This window comes from Isoptericola sp. NPDC019571 (assembly GCF_044389385.1).
In the GTDB taxonomy this organism is placed as follows: Bacteria; Actinomycetota; Actinomycetes; order Actinomycetales; family Cellulomonadaceae; genus Isoptericola; species Isoptericola nanjingensis.
Genome location: NZ_JBIRXZ010000001.1, coordinates 296300 through 310620, shown reverse-complemented (window position 1 = coordinate 310620; position 14321 = coordinate 296300). Strand labels below are relative to the sequence as shown.

General features: G+C 73.9%; 15 protein-coding genes and 4 tRNA genes. 10 read left to right on the top strand and 9 right to left on the bottom strand.

Going from position 1 to position 14321, the window contains the following annotated elements; all coding sequences use genetic code 11:
* The first annotated feature begins 76 nt into the window (after positions 1–76).
* Positions 77–823 carry a M50 family metallopeptidase gene (locus tag ACH443_RS01460; RefSeq protein ID WP_429765982.1) on the top strand — a complete coding sequence of 249 codons (747 nt, stop codon included), beginning with the start codon at positions 77–79 and terminating at the stop codon, positions 821–823.
* Between the two features lie 21 nt (positions 824–844).
* Here the strand turns inward: ACH443_RS01460 and ACH443_RS01455 are convergent, their stop codons facing one another.
* The gene (locus ACH443_RS01455; protein ID WP_430589269.1) at positions 845–1660 is read right to left on the bottom strand and encodes a DUF1206 domain-containing protein; all 816 of its coding nucleotides are present in this window, start codon (positions 1658–1660) and stop codon (positions 845–847) included.
* Positions 1661–1854: 194 nt separating this feature from the next.
* Entirely contained in the window at positions 1855–2139 is a 285-nt protein-coding gene (locus ACH443_RS01450) for an iron-sulfur cluster biosynthesis family protein (RefSeq protein ID WP_429765986.1), read from the bottom strand.
* A 271-nt stretch (positions 2140–2410) separates the two neighbouring features.
* On the opposite strand from ACH443_RS01450, the gene ACH443_RS01445 reads away from it, so the two are divergent.
* Positions 2411–2483, top strand: a tRNA-Lys gene (locus tag ACH443_RS01445).
* A 46-nt stretch (positions 2484–2529) separates the two neighbouring features.
* The gene (locus tag ACH443_RS01440) at positions 2530–3294 is read left to right on the top strand and encodes a glycerophosphodiester phosphodiesterase (protein ID WP_430589268.1); all 765 of its coding nucleotides are present in this window, start codon (positions 2530–2532) and stop codon (positions 3292–3294) included.
* Positions 3295–3311: 17 nt separating this feature from the next.
* Here ACH443_RS01440 and ACH443_RS01435 read toward each other — a convergent pair whose 3' ends face one another.
* Positions 3312–3887 carry an antibiotic biosynthesis monooxygenase gene (locus ACH443_RS01435; RefSeq protein ID WP_429765990.1) on the bottom strand — a complete coding sequence of 192 codons (576 nt, stop codon included), beginning with the start codon at positions 3885–3887 and terminating at the stop codon, positions 3312–3314.
* 269 nt (positions 3888–4156) lie between these two features.
* Here ACH443_RS01435 and ACH443_RS01430 point away from each other — a divergent pair, with 269 nt between their 5' ends.
* A complete protein-coding gene (locus ACH443_RS01430; protein WP_430589267.1) occupies positions 4157–5380 on the top strand; it encodes a D-alanyl-D-alanine carboxypeptidase family protein in 1224 nt (407 codons plus the stop codon).
* Positions 5381–5464: 84 nt separating this feature from the next.
* On the opposite strand, the gene ACH443_RS01425 is transcribed toward ACH443_RS01430, so the two are convergent.
* Positions 5465–5827, bottom strand: coding sequence for a metallopeptidase family protein (locus ACH443_RS01425; RefSeq protein WP_430589266.1), 363 nt, complete (start codon positions 5825–5827; stop codon positions 5465–5467).
* 58 nt (positions 5828–5885) lie between these two features.
* Between ACH443_RS01425 and ACH443_RS01420 the strand changes: the two genes are divergently transcribed.
* The 5 genes from ACH443_RS01420 to ACH443_RS01400 all read left to right on the top strand — a co-directional run bounded on the left by ACH443_RS01420 (position 5886) and on the right by ACH443_RS01400 (position 7161).
* Positions 5886–5958: transfer RNA gene (locus tag ACH443_RS01420), tRNA-Glu, on the top strand.
* A gap of 148 nt (positions 5959–6106) precedes the next feature.
* Positions 6107–6180: transfer RNA gene (locus tag ACH443_RS01415), tRNA-Asp, on the top strand.
* A gap of 50 nt (positions 6181–6230) precedes the next feature.
* Positions 6231–6306, top strand: a tRNA-Phe gene (locus ACH443_RS01410).
* 124 nt (positions 6307–6430) lie between these two features.
* The gene (locus tag ACH443_RS01405; protein ID WP_429765996.1) at positions 6431–6847 is read left to right on the top strand and encodes a phage holin family protein; all 417 of its coding nucleotides are present in this window, start codon (positions 6431–6433) and stop codon (positions 6845–6847) included.
* Positions 6844–7161 (top strand): DUF3618 domain-containing protein, encoded by a 318-nt coding sequence (locus ACH443_RS01400; RefSeq protein WP_429765998.1) that lies wholly within the window; start codon positions 6844–6846, stop codon positions 7159–7161. Before ACH443_RS01405 ends, ACH443_RS01400 begins: the two co-directional genes overlap by 4 nt.
* Before the next feature lie 43 nt (positions 7162–7204).
* On the opposite strand, the gene ACH443_RS01395 is transcribed toward ACH443_RS01400, so the two are convergent.
* Positions 7205–7411, bottom strand: coding sequence for a BldC family transcriptional regulator (locus ACH443_RS01395; protein WP_079575713.1), 207 nt, complete (start codon positions 7409–7411; stop codon positions 7205–7207).
* A gap of 398 nt (positions 7412–7809) precedes the next feature.
* On the opposite strand from ACH443_RS01395, the gene ACH443_RS01390 reads away from it, so the two are divergent.
* Positions 7810–8010, top strand: a complete 201-nt coding sequence (locus ACH443_RS01390; RefSeq protein ID WP_429765999.1) for a DUF3073 domain-containing protein — start codon at positions 7810–7812, stop codon at positions 8008–8010.
* A gap of 131 nt (positions 8011–8141) precedes the next feature.
* Here ACH443_RS01390 and purM read toward each other — a convergent pair whose 3' ends face one another.
* The 4 genes from purM to ACH443_RS01370 are packed head-to-tail and all read right to left on the bottom strand — an operon-like array spanning position 8142 to position 14205.
* A complete protein-coding gene (gene purM / locus ACH443_RS01385) occupies positions 8142–9248 on the bottom strand; it encodes a phosphoribosylformylglycinamidine cyclo-ligase (RefSeq protein WP_429766001.1) in 1107 nt (368 codons plus the stop codon).
* Between the two features lie 58 nt (positions 9249–9306).
* Positions 9307–10854, bottom strand: a complete 1548-nt coding sequence (gene purF, locus ACH443_RS01380; protein ID WP_429766003.1) for an amidophosphoribosyltransferase — start codon at positions 10852–10854, stop codon at positions 9307–9309.
* Between the two features lie 48 nt (positions 10855–10902).
* Positions 10903–11352, bottom strand: a complete 450-nt coding sequence (locus tag ACH443_RS01375; RefSeq protein ID WP_429766005.1) for a hypothetical protein — start codon at positions 11350–11352, stop codon at positions 10903–10905.
* Positions 11353–11394: 42 nt separating this feature from the next.
* Positions 11395–14205 carry an ExeM/NucH family extracellular endonuclease gene (locus tag ACH443_RS01370; RefSeq protein WP_430589265.1) on the bottom strand — a complete coding sequence of 937 codons (2811 nt, stop codon included), beginning with the start codon at positions 14203–14205 and terminating at the stop codon, positions 11395–11397.
* Positions 14206–14321 lie beyond the last annotated feature (116 nt).

The window sequence follows — 14321 nt, the reverse complement described above, 5'->3', positions numbered from 1 at the left end:
GCGCAGCCACCTGCCCCCATTCTCTCACGACCGGCGCCCGGGTCGACCGACCGGCCTCTCAGGGGCCCGTGGTGGAATTGCCGCCGTGGACGACTTCCTCACCACCGTCGGCGACGTGCTGACCCAGATCTGGACGGCCGCCACCACCCCCGTGCCGCCGCCGGCGCAGCCGGTGGTACTGGCCGCGGGCCTCGCCGCGCTCGCCGTCGTGCTGGTGACCCCCGTGTGGCGGGTGGCACGGCACGTCGTGACGATCGCACACGAGGGCGCGCACGCCGTCGCCGCCATGCTCACCGGGCGACGCCTGGACGCCATCCGGCTGCACTCCGACACCTCCGGGCTCACGGTGTCCGCCGGGCGCCCACGCGGCTTCGGGATGATCGTCACGGCGTTCGCCGGGTACGTCGGCCCCGGCCTCACCGGGCTCGGCGCCGCCTGGCTGCTGCGGCACGGCTACGCCGTCGGGCTGCTGTGGCTGCTGGTGCTGCTGCTCGCGCTCCTGCTGCTGAAGATCCGCAACTGGTTCGGCCTCTGGTCGATCCTCGTCTCCGGCGCCGCCCTCGTCGCCGTCTCGTGGTGGCTCGAGCCCGCCGCGCAGGCGACCGTCGCCTACGCGGTGACGTGGTTCCTGCTGATCGGGTCCGTGCGGCCCGTGCTCGAGCTCCAGGCCCAGCGCTCCCGGGGGCGCGCGCGACGGTCGGACGCCGACCAGCTCGCGGCGCTGACCCGCACGACGGGCATCCTGTGGGTCGTGGTCTTCCTGCTGGTCACCGTCGGCTGCCTGCTGCTCGGCGCGACGTGGATCGTGGAGCCCGCGACCTGACGACGGCTCCCCGCCGGCGCGTCAGAGCCGCGCGTACCGGGCCCGCGCGAACGAGTACACGCCGTAGGCCGCGATGCCCAGGCCCGTCGCCACGAGCAGCACCACCCCGAACGGCTGCTCCCGGATCGTGCGCAGGGCGTCGTCCAGACCGCCCGCCTTCTCGGGGTCGGCCGTGACGGCGGCCGCCACGAAGAGGCCCCCGAGGACGCCGAGCGCGATCCCCTTGGCCACGTAGCCGACCTGGCCGAGCCGCACGACCGCCTGCCCGACGGCGCCGCCCCCGGTCGCGCGCAGGTCGTCGCGGAACGACTTCCGCCACCCCTTGACGACGTGGAAGACGCCCACCCCGACGATCACGAGGCCGACCACCGCGACGAGCCACCGGCCCGCGGGGGCGCGCATGAGGTCGGCGGTGAGCCCCTCCTCGGAGCCGCCGCCGGACGACCCGGTCGCGACCCGCACCGCGGTGCCGGCGAGCACCCCGTACAGGACGGCCTTCGCCGCGGCCTTGGCCCGGGCACCGACCTGCTTCGCCTTGTCCGTCCCGGGCACGCCCGCCACGGCCTCGGTGAGCTGCCACAGGGCGAGGCCGGCGAAGCCCACCGCCGTCAGCCACAGGAGCAGCGCGCCGCCCGGGGCGTCGGCCAGCTCACGCAGGGCGCCCTGCTGGTCGGCGTTCCCCCCTGAGGACCCGAAGGCCAGGCGGACGGCCAACCAGCCGAGGAGCAGGTGCAGCACGCCGGACGCGACGTAGCCGGCACGCGCGAGCGCCAGCAGTGCGGTGCTGTCGTTCGCGCTGCGCGAGGAGCGTCGGGCGGCGCGGGCGGGGTCGGACACAGGTCACCTCCGTCGGTGCCGCGCGGGTCGCGGCACCACACGATGGCGCAACCGGGCCTTGGACGCCACTCGCGCCGCGCCCGCTCCCGGCACGACGACGGCCGGGCACGGAGCGATCTCCGTACCCGGCCGTCGGAGGACCGGTCAGGCGGGGGCGGTGCGCCCTCAGGAGGCGCCGCGTCCCCGCCCGGACGTCACGCCTGCGGCGTGAGCACGAACCCGGGACCCTGCGCGGCAGGGTCGGTGTCGAGGGTCAGGGTGTCGAGGGCGGGCGCGGCCTGCGCCTCGACGAACACGTGCGTGGCTCCCTCCTCGTCGACGACCTGGTCGTCGGGCTGGGGCGCCGGGACGAGCGCGAGCTCGAAGTTGCCGGGCTGGCCGGCGGACTGCGCGATCCGCAGCCCGCCCTCGTCGGGCACCCCCGCCTGCTGGGCGAGGTCCTGGACGGCGGTACGGGCGTTGTCGGTCACGGTGAGCATGGACGCTCCTCTCGTCGGTCCTTGCGAACCCGTCCACCGAAACAGGACCTGGGGCCCGACGCAACGATGAGACGCGATCGGGACGAGATCTCCCGGTGGGTGAGACCCCGCGTGACAGCCGTGCCGGCGCGTCGATAGGTTGCCCTCCGTGACCGGATCGTGACCTTGCGGGCGGCGTCACGGGCGTTGCCGGGACCCGGTGCGCACGGGCCGCCCGCGGCCCCGCGTACGCTGTCCGCAGCTGGCGACCGACCTCCGGGCGGACGGCGGCGGGCCTCTAGCTCAACTGGCAGAGCAGCGGACTTTTAATCCGCGGGTTGTGGGTTCGATCCCCACGGGGCCCACTCCTGCACGACACCGTCGCAGGCCCTCGCCGCCCGAAGGAGCCCCGTGCCCGTCCGCGTCCAGGTCCCCGCCGTCGTCGCCCACCGCGGCGCGTCCGCCGACGCCCCGCAGAACACGCTGGCCGCGATCGACCTCGCCGGGGAGGTGGGCGCCGCGATGGTCGAGATCGACGTCCACCTCAGCGCCGACGGCGTCCCGGTGGTCATCCACGACGGGACGGTCGACGCCACGACGGACGGTACGGGCGAGGTGCGGAGCCGCACCCGGGACGAGCTGCAGGGCCTCGACGCCGGCTCGTGGTTCGGCCCGGAGTTCGCCGGGCAGCGCATCCCTACGCTGGCGGAGGTGCTGGACGTCGTCGCACGGCACCCGGGCCTCGGCGTCCTGTGCGAGTACAAGGGCCGCTGGAGCGCCGACGACGTCGCGGTCACGATGCGCGTGCTCGACGACCCGGGAATGGACGGCCGGCTCATCGTGCAGGGCTTCGTCCCGGAGACGGTCGCGGCCCTGCGCGACGTCGCGCCGCAGGTGCCGCGCTCCCTGCTGGTGGAGCACCCCCGCGAGGGCCTGCCCGCCCTTCTCGCCGCGCTCCACGCGGCCGCCGTCAGCCCCGGGGTCGCGCTGATCGCCGACGACCCGGACCTCGTCCCGACGGCGCACGCCGCGGGGCTGCGGGTCTTCGGCTGGACGGCGAACGACGAGCCCGCGTGGCGCACGCTCGTCGACGCGGGCGTGGACGGCATCATCACCGACCGTCCGGCGGCCCTGCGCGACTGGCTCGGGTCGACGGCGTCCCCCGCCCAGGGCTGACCGGGCCGGGCGCCCGCTCAGCGCCGCGGCGCGTGCAGCCAGCCCGAGAGGCGCCCCGTCACCCAGGGCAGCACCCAGAACGACATGATCGGCGTGAGCACCAGCGTCGAGACGAGCACCCGCAGCAGCACGTGCAGCTCCGCGAAGGGCGGCACGAGCCACCCCACCAGCACGGTGAAGGCGAGGTTCACGGGGAAGAAGCCGAGCCAGATGGCCACGGACTGCTTCCACCGCGGCGGCGCGGCCAGCAGCGGCGGCCCGGTGGGCTCGTCCTGCCGCACCGGCGGGTCGAACCAGCCCTCGATGCCGGTGCGCCTCTCCACCCGCCGCTCCTCCACGAGCCCCTCCCCGGCGGCGAGCCAGCGCCGGCGCTCGGGCGACTCCTCCCATGCCTCGAGGCGGGCGGCGTCGGCGAAGCGGTAGAGCATGATCCAGTCCGCGGCGCCCTCGGAGGCGCGGATCCAGCCCGAGCCGAGGAAGCCGTCCCAGCGGTTCGCGAGCCGGACGCCGGACTGCACCCAGGCGGTGACCTCCGGGACGCGGTCGGGGCTGACGGCGCGGTGGACCGCGACGGTCACGGGTGCGGAAGTCATCCGAGCATCCTGGGCCGCGTCCCGGTGTCGCGCCCCTTGCCCCCGGCCCGGCGGGACGACGCGTCCCACGATCCGGGCGCCCGAGGATCGCCGGGATGTCCCGGCCTTCACATCTCGTCCCTACGCCCCGCACGGGATTCGTGTCGTCTGGTCGCCTCGTTGGCCCGGAGCACCCGTCGAAACGGTTGAAGATGGAATGAGCTTCCGACCGGTGCGAGCTCCCGAGAGGTTCGAGCTCCCCGCCTTCCCTACCCCGAGGACTTCCCCACGTGACCGAGCACGCCCCTGCGCCGCTGCCCCGGCGCCGCGACATCCACCACCCGTCCCGGCAGCGCCGCGCCGACGTCCACGCCGCCCGTCCCACGACGCCGCGCCTCGGGCGCCGCACCGTGCGCGCCGGCGTCCCCGTCGCGCTGACCGTGATGGCGCTGACGACCGGGGTGGTCCTCACCGGCAACTCCACCGCGTCCGGGGAGACGCGGACCGCCGCGTCGACCGACGCGGGCTCGTCGTCCGTGGGCACCATCGAGACCGGCACGTTCGGCACCGTCTCCCCGACCGCCTCGGCCACGACGGCGATCGTGCGGCCCGCGCTGTCCGGCGCCGCGGGCGCGACGTCGGGCGCCGTCGGCTCGGGCACCGCGAGCACGGGCACCGCGAAGGCCGACACCGAGCAGGCGTCGTCGAAGGGCGCCGCGAAGAGCGCCGCCCCGTCCGGCGACGAGGCGCTCACCGCCGCCCAGGAGGCTTTGGCCCGCGCCGACCAGGTGACGACCGAGACGATCGGGATCCCCGCCAAGCAGCGCAAGGCCGTCACGAAGAGCGCGGCGCACCTGCGCGACGTCGTGACCGACCGCGCCGGAGGAGAGGCGGCGTCGCGCGCCGGCGAGCGCACCGCGCTCGACGTCCGCGGGCAGGACGCGGCCGACGTCGCCGACGCGACCGAGGACCTCACCACCCTGATCGAGAAGACCGACACCACGGCGATCAGCATCACGCCCGCACCCGCGACGCCGGCCGAGATCCTCCACGCGCAGGCCGCGGCGGCCCGCAAGGCCGCCCCCTCCCTCAAGAAGTTCGCGGACGACACCGAGGGGTACGGGAACGGTCGCCTCGCGTCCGCCGACCTCGAGGGCCTGTCCTTCGCGTCGGGCGAGTCCCTGCGTCGCGACGCGGCCGAGCAGCTCGAGCGCCTCGACGCCGCCTACCAGGCGCGCTTCGGCGAGCACCTGCAGATCCGTGACTCCTACCGCTCCTACGAGTCGCAGGTGTCCGTCAAGGCGAGCCGCGGCTACCTCGCCGCCGTGCCCGGCTACTCGGACCACGGCTGGGGCATCGCCGTCGACATCAACGGCGGTGTCGAGGAGCGCTCGAGCGCCCAGCACCAGTGGCTGGTCGCGAACGCCGCGAAGTTCGGGTGGCGCAACCCCGCCTGGGCGCAGGCGGACGGCCGCAAGCCGGAGGCGTGGCACTGGGAGTACCGCCCGTCCTGAGGCTCCACGCCCCGCAGCACGACCCCGACGGACCCGTGACGCCCCGTGCGTCACGGGTCCGTCGTCGTCGGTCCGGAGCGCGGCTCAGGCCCAGCCGAGCTCGTGCAGCCGCTCGTCGTCGATCCCGAAGTGGTGGGCGATCTCGTGCACCACGGTGATGGCGACCTCCTCGACGACGTCGTTACGCGTGTCGCAGATGGCCAGGGTCGGGTTGCGGTACACGGTGATCCGGTCGGGCAGCGAGCCCGCGGCCCAGAACTGCCCGCGCTCGGTGAGCGGCACGCCCTCGTACAGCCCCAGGAGCTCGGGGTCGTCGGCGGGGGCGTCGTCCTCGACGAGGACGACGACGTTGTCCATCATCGCCGCCAGGTCGGCCGGGACCTGGTCGAGGCCGTCCCGGACGGCCTCCTCGAACTCCTCGCGCGTCATCTCCACCACGGGTCCCATCCTCGCCCACGGACGGGCGAGGGCCGTCCCTGCCGGCTGGGTATGCTTGCCGGGTCCAGCCCCCATCGTCTAGCGGCCTAGGACCCCGCCCTTTCACGGCGGTAGCACGGGTTCGAATCCCGTTGGGGGTACTCCGCGAGGACGCCGGCAGCGTCGGCAGCCCCGCAAAACGGCGCGTCCTTGCTGGTCAGGATCCGATTTCAAGATCCCGGCGAGCATGGGGTACGCTTCTTCTCGGCTCGAAACGAGCTTCCTCGGTGGGAGTCCACTCCCCACCTTGGCCCTGTAGCGCAGTTGGTTAGCGCGCCGCCCTGTCACGGCGGAGGTCGCGGGTTCAAGTCCCGTCAGGGTCGCGCATGATGCGCCCGGTTCGTCGGAAACGGCGCCCGGGCGTTCGTGTCCAGGCTCTGTAGCTCAGTTGGTAGAGCGTTCGACTGAAAATCGAAAGGTCACCGGATCGACGCCGGTCGGAGCCACCATCGAGACCCCCACGCCCCGGGCGTGGGGGTCTCGTCGTCTTTCCGCCAGGAATTGCCTGGACCAGCAGGGACGGGTTGAGTGGGACCGCACGGACGATCACCTCACGCAGGATCGGAGCAGCCGATGACGGACTGGGACGACGGGCGCACCCCGCCCGCCGAGCAGCCACCCTCCATGGGGCGGCTCGTGGAGCAGCTGTCGGAACAGACGACGCGGCTCGTGCGCGCAGAGGTCGCGCTCGCCAAGGCCGAGCTGACGGAGAAGGCGAAGCGTTCCGGCATCGGGATCGGGCTCATCGCCGCAGCCCTCGTCGTCGTGCTCTACGCGGTGGGCGTCCTCATCTGGGCCGGGATCACGGGCCTCGCAACGGTCTGGCCGCTGTGGCTCTCCGCGCTCGTCGTCGGGGTCGCCATGCTGCTCGTCGCCGGCCTCGCCGTCGCGATCGCGGTGCGCCAGCTCAAGAAGGCGGCCCGGCGGCCCGAGACGATCGACCGGGTCAAGGAGGACGTGGAGACGATCAAGAAGGGGGTGCGCCGGTGACCGAGCCCACGACGCCCGAGAACAGGACCCCGGCCCCCACGGCCCGCGAGCTCGAGGACGAGGTGGCCCGCACCCGCGCGGAGCTCGCCGCGACGCTCGACCAGCTCGCGACGCGCCTCTCGCCGAAGTACCAGGCGAACCAGCTCGCCCGGGCGACCAAGCAGGCCGCCGGCGACGCCGGCACGTTCGTCACGGGAGGCGGGCTCCCCGCCACCGACCCCCGCCGCAAGCGCAACGCGCAGGTGCTCCTCGGCGCCGCGGCGGCGGGGCTGGCGCTGGTCGTGATGGTCGTGGTGCGAGCGCGGCGCCACTGAGCGCCCCCGCGCTCGAGCGGCGCCGCGGCGCCCCCGGGGCGCCCTACTTGTCCGGCGTCGCCTCCTCGGAGGCGGCGCCGAGCAGCGCGCGCACCTCCGACTCCTTGTAGCGGCGGTGACCACCGAGCGTGCGGATCGACGAGAGCTTGCCCGCCTTCGCCCAGCGGGTCACGGTCTTCGGGTCGACGCGGAACAGGCTGGCCACCTCGGCAGGCGTCAGCAGAACCTCGGAGTCTCCGTGGAGCGACATCCCCTGCACCTCCTGGTACGGACCGGCCCGGGCGGCGCCCGGTGTGCGGACACGGTCTCGCTCATCCATTGTGTGCAGAAAGCGGGATTGAGGCGACTTGGGAGCCGGATGAAATCGTCCGGATCGTCCTGGCATGGACCGAGTCGTACGCGTGCGTCCGTTCTGCCGGGGCGTCAGGCGCCTCCGGACCGCTCCGCGCACCGATCGGTCTCGTGACCTGAGACACCATCGGACGAGGATCACCCGCTCCCACGTCCGTCGATGCATACGGCACGCGTCGCGGAGTGGAGGGAATGGCGCGCGAGCATGTACCGTTGGGGTCTGAACAGACTACTTACGCACGGGGCCGCCGTCACGGACGGCGCAAGCCCCGCTCCTACGTTGAGGGGGTCTCAGCCATGGGCCGCGGCCGTCAGAAGGCAAAGCAGACTAAGGTCGCTCGCGAGCTGAAGTACTACAGCCCCGAGACGAACTACCACGCGCTCGAGCAGGAGCTCAAGGGCAGCGAGGGCGGTCGCACGGATGTCGCCACGGAGGATCGTTTCTCCGACGACGACGAGTACGACAACCGATACAACTCCTGGGGCGACGAGCGCTGAGTCCCCAGCGTCGGACCCCGTGACCCACGGGTTCCGACGCCGCGCGCGAAGGGCCGGACGGCAGCAGCCGTCCGGCCCTTCGCCATGCGCGAGGTCGGGCGCGGGGGAGGCCCGCTCCCCCGCGCAGGACGTCAGCGGTAGTCGCCCGTGAGGCGGACCGCGCCGCCCTGCACACCCTTCGTCCCGGCGACCAGGTCCTCGGCCGGCACGCCCGGGTCAAGATCCTCGACCGAGCCCAGCACCCACGCCGGCACGCCGCGAGCCGCGAGGGTCGCCAGCGCCGCGTCGACGCCGTCCGCGCCCACGACGGCCACCATGCCGACACCGAGGTTGAGCGTGTTCTCCAGGTCCCGCCGCGGCACCGAGCCGAGCTCGCGCACCGTGCGGAACACGGCTGGCACCTCCCACGAGCCCCGGTCGACCGTCGCCACCGTGCCGGCGGGGAGCACGCGCGCGAGGTTCGCCGCGAGCCCGCCGCCCGTCACGTGCGTGACGGCGTGCACCTGCGCGGCCGGGTCCTCGGCGAGCGCGAGCACGTCCCGCGCGTACACGCGGGTGGGCTCCAGGAGCTCCTCACCCAGGGTGCGGCCGAACTCCTCGACGTGGCGGTCCAGCGACCAGCCGGCGTGCTTCACGACCGCGCGCACCAGCGAGTAGCCGTTGGAGTGCAGGCCGCTCGATCCCATCGCGACGAGCACGTCGCCGGCGCGCACGCGCTCGGGGCCCAGGACGGCGTCCGCCTCGACGATGCCCGTGGCCGCGCCGGCGACGTCGTACTCGTCGGGGGCGAGGAGGCCCGGGTGCTCGGCCGTCTCGCCGCCGACGAGGGCCGTGCCGGCCACCTCGCAGGCCTGCGCGATGCCACGCACGATGTCGGCCACGCGCTCGGGGACGACCTTGCCGGTGGCGATGTAGTCCGTCATGAACAGCGGCTCGGCGCCGACCACGACGATGTCGTCCACGACCATCCCGACGAGGTCGAAGCCGATCGTGTCGTGCTTGTCGAGCGCCTGCGCGATCGCGACCTTGGTGCCGACACCGTCCGTCGACGTCGCGAGGAGCGGCTTGCGGTACTCGCGGATCGCGGACAGGTCGAAGAGCCCCGCGAAGCCGCCCACGCCCCCGAGGACGGCGGGCCCGTGCGTGCGACGCACGGCGTCCTTCATCAGCTCGACGGCCTTGTCGCCGGCCTCGGTGTCGACGCCGGCCGCGGCGTAGGTCAGGGGTTCGTTCGTCACGTGGGGCTCACCGTTCGTCGGCTGTGTCGGTCGGCTGTCAGGCGGGGTCGGCTGTCAGTCACGGGTGGTCGAGCGCGGTGCCGCCACCGGCCCCCACGGAGACCGTGCGGAGCCCGTCCTCGGGGGCGCCGAGCGGCAGCTCGGCCTGCTCCAGCAGGTGCTTGCCGAGCTGGTCGGCGGTGGGGAGCTCGATCGGGTACTTGCCCGTGAAGCAGGCGGCGCACAGCTGGGACGCCGGCTGCTCGGTGGCCGCGATCATGCCCTCGGTCGAGATGTAGCCGAGGGAGTCGGCGCCCAGGGACTGGCCGATCTCGTCCGGGCTGAGGCCGTTGGCGATGAGCTCGGCCCGCGACGCGAAGTCGATGCCGTAGAAGCACGGCCACTTCACCGGCGGCGACGAGATGCGCACGTGCACCTCGGCCGCGCCCGCCTCGCGGAGCATGCGGATCAGGGCCCGCTGGGTGTTGCCGCGCACGATCGAGTCGTCGACGACGACGAGACGCTTCCCGCGGATCACTTCCTTGAGCGGGTTGAGCTTGAGGCGGATGCCGAGCTGGCGCAGCGTGTCGGACGGCTGGATGAACGTGCGTCCCACGTAGGCGTTCTTGGTGAGGCCCTGCCCGAACGGGATGCCCGACTCCGCGGCGTACCCGACGGCGGCCGGCGTGCCGGACTCCGGCGTCGGGATGACGAGATCCGCCTCGACGGGGTGCTCGCGGGCCAGCGTGCGGCCCATCTCGACGCGCGACGCGTGCACGGAGCGGCCGTTGATGGTGTTGTCGGGGCGGGCGAGGTAGACGTACTCGAAGACGCAGCCCGCACGCTCCGGCTCGGCGAACTTCTCGGAGCGCAGGCCGTCGGCGTCGATGGTGAGGAGCTCGCCCGGCTCGACGTCGCGCACGTACGACGCGCCGACGATGTCGAGGGCCGGCGTCTCCGACGCGACCACCCAGCCGCGCTGCAGGCGGCCCAGGACCAGCGGGCGCACGCCCTGCGGGTCGCGGGCGGCATAGAGGGTGCCCTCGTCCATGAAGACGAGGGAGAACGCGCCGCGCAGCTTCGGGAGCACCTCGAGCGCCGTCTGGGCGAGGGTGTGGTCGGCGTCGCCGGCCAGCAGGGCCGTGATGAGCGCCGTGTCGGTGGTGTTGCCGCGTGCGAGCTCGCCGCGGCGCTGCGCGCCGTAGCGCTCGGCCACGAGGTTGACCAGCTCGGCGGAGTTGGTGAGGTTGCCGTTGTGCCCGAGGGCGACGGTGCCGCCCGCGGTCGCGCCGAGGGTCGGCTGGGCGTTCTCCCAGGTCACGCCGCCGGTGGTGGAGTACCGGCAGTGGCCCACCGCGAGGTGGCCGGTGAGGGCGTCGAGCGCCGTCTCGTCGAAGACCTGGGACACGAGGCCCATGTCCTTGTACACGAGGATCTGCTCACCGTTGCTGGTGGCGATGCCCGCGGACTCCTGTCCGCGGTGCTGCAGGGCGTACAGGCCGAAGTAGGCGAGCTTGGCGACCTCCTCGCCGGGGGCCCAGACCCCGAAGACGCCGCACGCGTCCTGGGGGCCCTTCTCGCCGGGCATGAGGTCATGGTTCAGGCGGCCGTCAGGGCGCAAGGGCATGCCTCGAGTATCCCACAGGGCCCCGGTGCGTCGACCTGCCCGGACGCGTCAGCGACGACGCAGGCTGCGCCGGTCGGAGATCACGGCGACCAGCCCGCCGACGCCCAGGCCGAGGGCGATCCCGCCGAGGATCATCACCGACACGTAGACGCCCGGCTTCAGCAGGGCCGCAGCGACCTCCGGATCGGCGGCGTCGATGAGCCAGGTCGAGAAGATCAGCCCGACGACACCGCCGACCAGCGCGCCCATCCACAGGAACACCGGGAACTTGGGGGCGCGACGCACCCGCTCGGGGTCGACCAGCAGCGTCACGTCCTGCGGCGCCTCGACCTTGTCCGACGCCTCGTCCGCGGCATCGTCCGAGGCGCCGTCCGGGGTGGCGTCGGTGCCGGCGGCGGACTCGACGGTCTCCGCCGGCGCCTCGCCGGCGGGCGGCGTGGCGTCGGGCGCGGTGCCGTCGGGTGCCGGGGTGTCCTGGTCGGGGGTCGAGCTGCTCACCCCTCGAGCCTAAGCCACCCGCCGGCACCCGACGGCCGCCCGTCAGGCGGCTCCCAGGTCCTTCCAGGGGCCCCACGGCGTCGCGCCGGGCTCGTCGTTCCGGGAGTACCACTGGGCCCGCCAGCGGTGCCCGTCGTGCACGACGACGTCACCCTTCCCGTACACCCAGGTGCGGGTCCAGGCGGAGAAGGTCCCGGCCGACGTGGCGACCGGAGCCCCGACCTCGGCCCAGGGCCCGTACGCCGACGCCCCGGGCCGGTCGCCGCGCGACCACCACAGCGCCTCGAAGAGCCCGCCCTCGAAGGCGACCCGGTCCCCCTTGCCGTAGGTGTCCTTCGCGTCCCACGCGGGTGCGGACGGCGTGAGGTCGAGCCCGACGAGCAGCGGGTCGTGGTCCGACGACCGGAACGGCGTCTCGTCGTAGAGGATCGTCGCGTTGTAGTTGTAGCGGCTGTACTCGTTCGCCACCGGCTCGTACGCGTTGACGTTCCAGATGTCCGTGCCGGTCACCCGGGCGATCAGACCCGACGACGCGAGCGCGTGGTCGAGCGAGCCGACCGCGCCGTCGAACGCGTACGTGTACTCGCCCGTGGTGGGCCCGAGGTCCGTGTAGCCCGCGTCGGTGAGGACGACGACCGGGTCCTCCTGCTCGTAGGAGTTGAGGTCGCCCACGAGCAGCACCGCGTCGGTCCCGGCGTCGGCGGCCACGTCGTCGGCGAAGGCCACCAGCGCGGTCGCCTGACGCACGCGCGACTCGTTGGACGCGCCCTGGCCGTCGCCCGTGTCCTCGTCCCCGGGCCACGGGCCCGCCGACCCCTTCGACTTGAAGTGGTTGGTGATCACCACGACGTCGTCGCCCGGGTCGGCGTCGACCCCGCCGGCCGGCTGGAACACCTGCGCCAGCGGCTGGCGTGCGTTGCCGAACGCCTCCGGGTCGTCGAGGATCCGCGAGGTCCCGACGGGCTCGGCGCCCGCGGTCCGGTAGACGAACGCCGTGCGGATCACGTCCTCGCTCTCCGGGAGGTCGGCCGGGGACGCGACGTACGCCCAGGTGCCCGCGCCGTCGTGCGCGTCGAGCGCGTCGACCAGGTCGGCCAGGGCCTGGTCGCGGTCCTTGCCGAACGCGGCGGAGTTCTCGATCTCCTCGAGGCCGACGACGTCGGCCCCCAGCGCCGAGATCGCCGCGACGATCTTGGTCTGCTGCCGCTCGAGGTCCTCGGCCTCGGCCGCGCCGCGGGCGTCGCAGCCGCCGCGCACCGTGACCGGGTCGCCGGCGCGATCCGTGTAGTAGGTGCACCCGTCAAGCTGGTCGCCCGTGGTGGTGAAGTAGTTGAGCACGTTGAAGGTGCCCACCTGCAGCGTGCCGCCGACGTCCTGCGGCGAGGCCTCGCGCGTGTTCTCGAACGTGGCGGGCTGCACGGCGTCGGCCACGTCGGGCGTGAGCCGGTGCTGCGGCTGCAGCCCCCAGGCGTCGTACCGGTAGTCGAGCACGACGGGCCGCGTGAAGGTCACGGCGGCGCCGACCCGCACGGGGTCGCCGCCCGTCAGCCACGGCAGCGGCTGCGACGAGTTGGCGGCCGAGCCGTAGTTCGTCGACGCGCCGTCGTCCAGCAGGACGGCCCGGGCCGCGTTGTCCTCGGCCTGCTGCTTCGCCTCCACCGAGCCGGGCCGGCCGGCCGTGGTGGGCTGCACGAGCGGCGCGTCGCCCGTGGCGAGCCCGATCGTGCCGTAGAAGTTCGTGTCGTAGTTGTCGGTGACGGTGAAGTCGCCCTGCGGCGCGAGCAGCATGCCCTCGAGCGCCTCGCGCTCGGCGTCGGTCGCGGGCCAGGTCGTGGCCAGCGGCTCGACGGCGCCGCGCTCGTCCAGCGCGGTCCAGGAGTCCGCGGTGAGCTCCGTGAGGCCGGAGTACTCGCTGACCTCGCCGGTGACCTCCACGTGGTCGCCCACCTCGAGCTCGGCGGCCGCGGCGCGGGAGAACACGAAGACGGCGTCGGAGGCGCCGGGGGTGGCGTCGGACGCGGGGTCGCCGCCCGTACCTGACGTCTGGAGGTAGAGGCCGTCGAAGCCGCCCGTGGGGTAGGTCGCGGTCACGACGCCGGTGGTCGTCACCGTCTTCCCGACCAGCGGCGACGCGGCGCCGGTGCCCTGGATCTCGGCGATCGTCGCGTCCTCTGCCGGGCCCGGGTCCGTGCCGGGGTCGGTGCCGCTCGCGGTCGGCGTCGGCGCACCGGCCGTGAAGTCCGCGGCGTTGTCGGCGGTGTGCGCGTGGTCGCGGCGTGCGACCGACGTGGCGTTCGTCGTCGCCGGCGCCGGCCCCGAGCCCGCGAAGGCGCTGGCGGTCGGGCCCCAGCCGACGAGGTCGACGACGGCCTCGGCCGCCGCGCAGTCCGCGCCCGCGCACGTCAGGCGGTCCGTCGAGCGCACCAGCGCCGCCTTCGCGCCCGTGCCGGACATCGCGATGGTGCCGGTGACGTCGGGGGCCGGCAGCGCGGGCAGCGACGTGTTCCCGCCCAGCGCCTCCGCGACGAGGAACGACCCGCCCGCCGGGATCGACCCCGCGAGGTTCGTCTGGGCCCCGTTGGCCCAGGTGCCGGTCGCGGACGCGTACTGCACCGACCAGCCCTCGAGGGACACCGGCTGGTCCGTCGGGTTGTACAGCTCGACGAAGTCCTGGTTGAACGCGGCGCCGCTGTTGCCGCCGCCCCCGTACAGCTCGTCGATGACGACGGGGGCGTCGGGCGAGACGGCGGCCGTCGCGGGGACGGCCAGGGCGGCGCCGACGGGCAGGACGAGCGCGGCCGCGGTGGCGGCGGCGAGCGGTGCTCGACGGCGGGAGGGACGGGTGGGGCTCACGGTGGCTCCTTCGCGGCGGACGTGGGTGACGTCACCTCAGCAGACCCGCGTGAACCGTTGTTGAACCCCACGTCACCGGACGTCGTCGTCCGGCCGTCGGGATGCGTGCCTGCCCG

What these genes read in the sequence shown, in the direction of transcription:
- ACH443_RS01450 (WP_429765986.1), bottom strand. Translation starts at nt 2,139, where the DNA reads ATGCTCACCGTGACCGACAACGCCCGTACCGCCGTCCAGGACCTCGCC.
- ACH443_RS01435 (WP_429765990.1), bottom strand. Translation starts at nt 3,887, where the DNA reads ATGACTTCCGCACCCGTGACCGTCGCGGTCCACCGCGCCGTCAGCCCC.
- ACH443_RS01425 (WP_430589266.1), bottom strand. Translation starts at nt 5,827, where the DNA reads ATGGGACCCGTGGTGGAGATGACGCGCGAGGAGTTCGAGGAGGCCGTC.
- ACH443_RS01405 (WP_429765996.1), top strand. Translation starts at nt 6,431, where the DNA reads ATGACGGACTGGGACGACGGGCGCACCCCGCCCGCCGAGCAGCCACCC.
- ACH443_RS01395 (WP_079575713.1), bottom strand. Translation starts at nt 7,411, where the DNA reads ATGTCGCTCCACGGAGACTCCGAGGTTCTGCTGACGCCTGCCGAGGTG.
- ACH443_RS01390 (WP_429765999.1), top strand. Translation starts at nt 7,810, where the DNA reads ATGGGCCGCGGCCGTCAGAAGGCAAAGCAGACTAAGGTCGCTCGCGAG.
- purF (WP_429766003.1), bottom strand. Translation starts at nt 10,854, where the DNA reads ATGCCCTTGCGCCCTGACGGCCGCCTGAACCATGACCTCATGCCCGGC.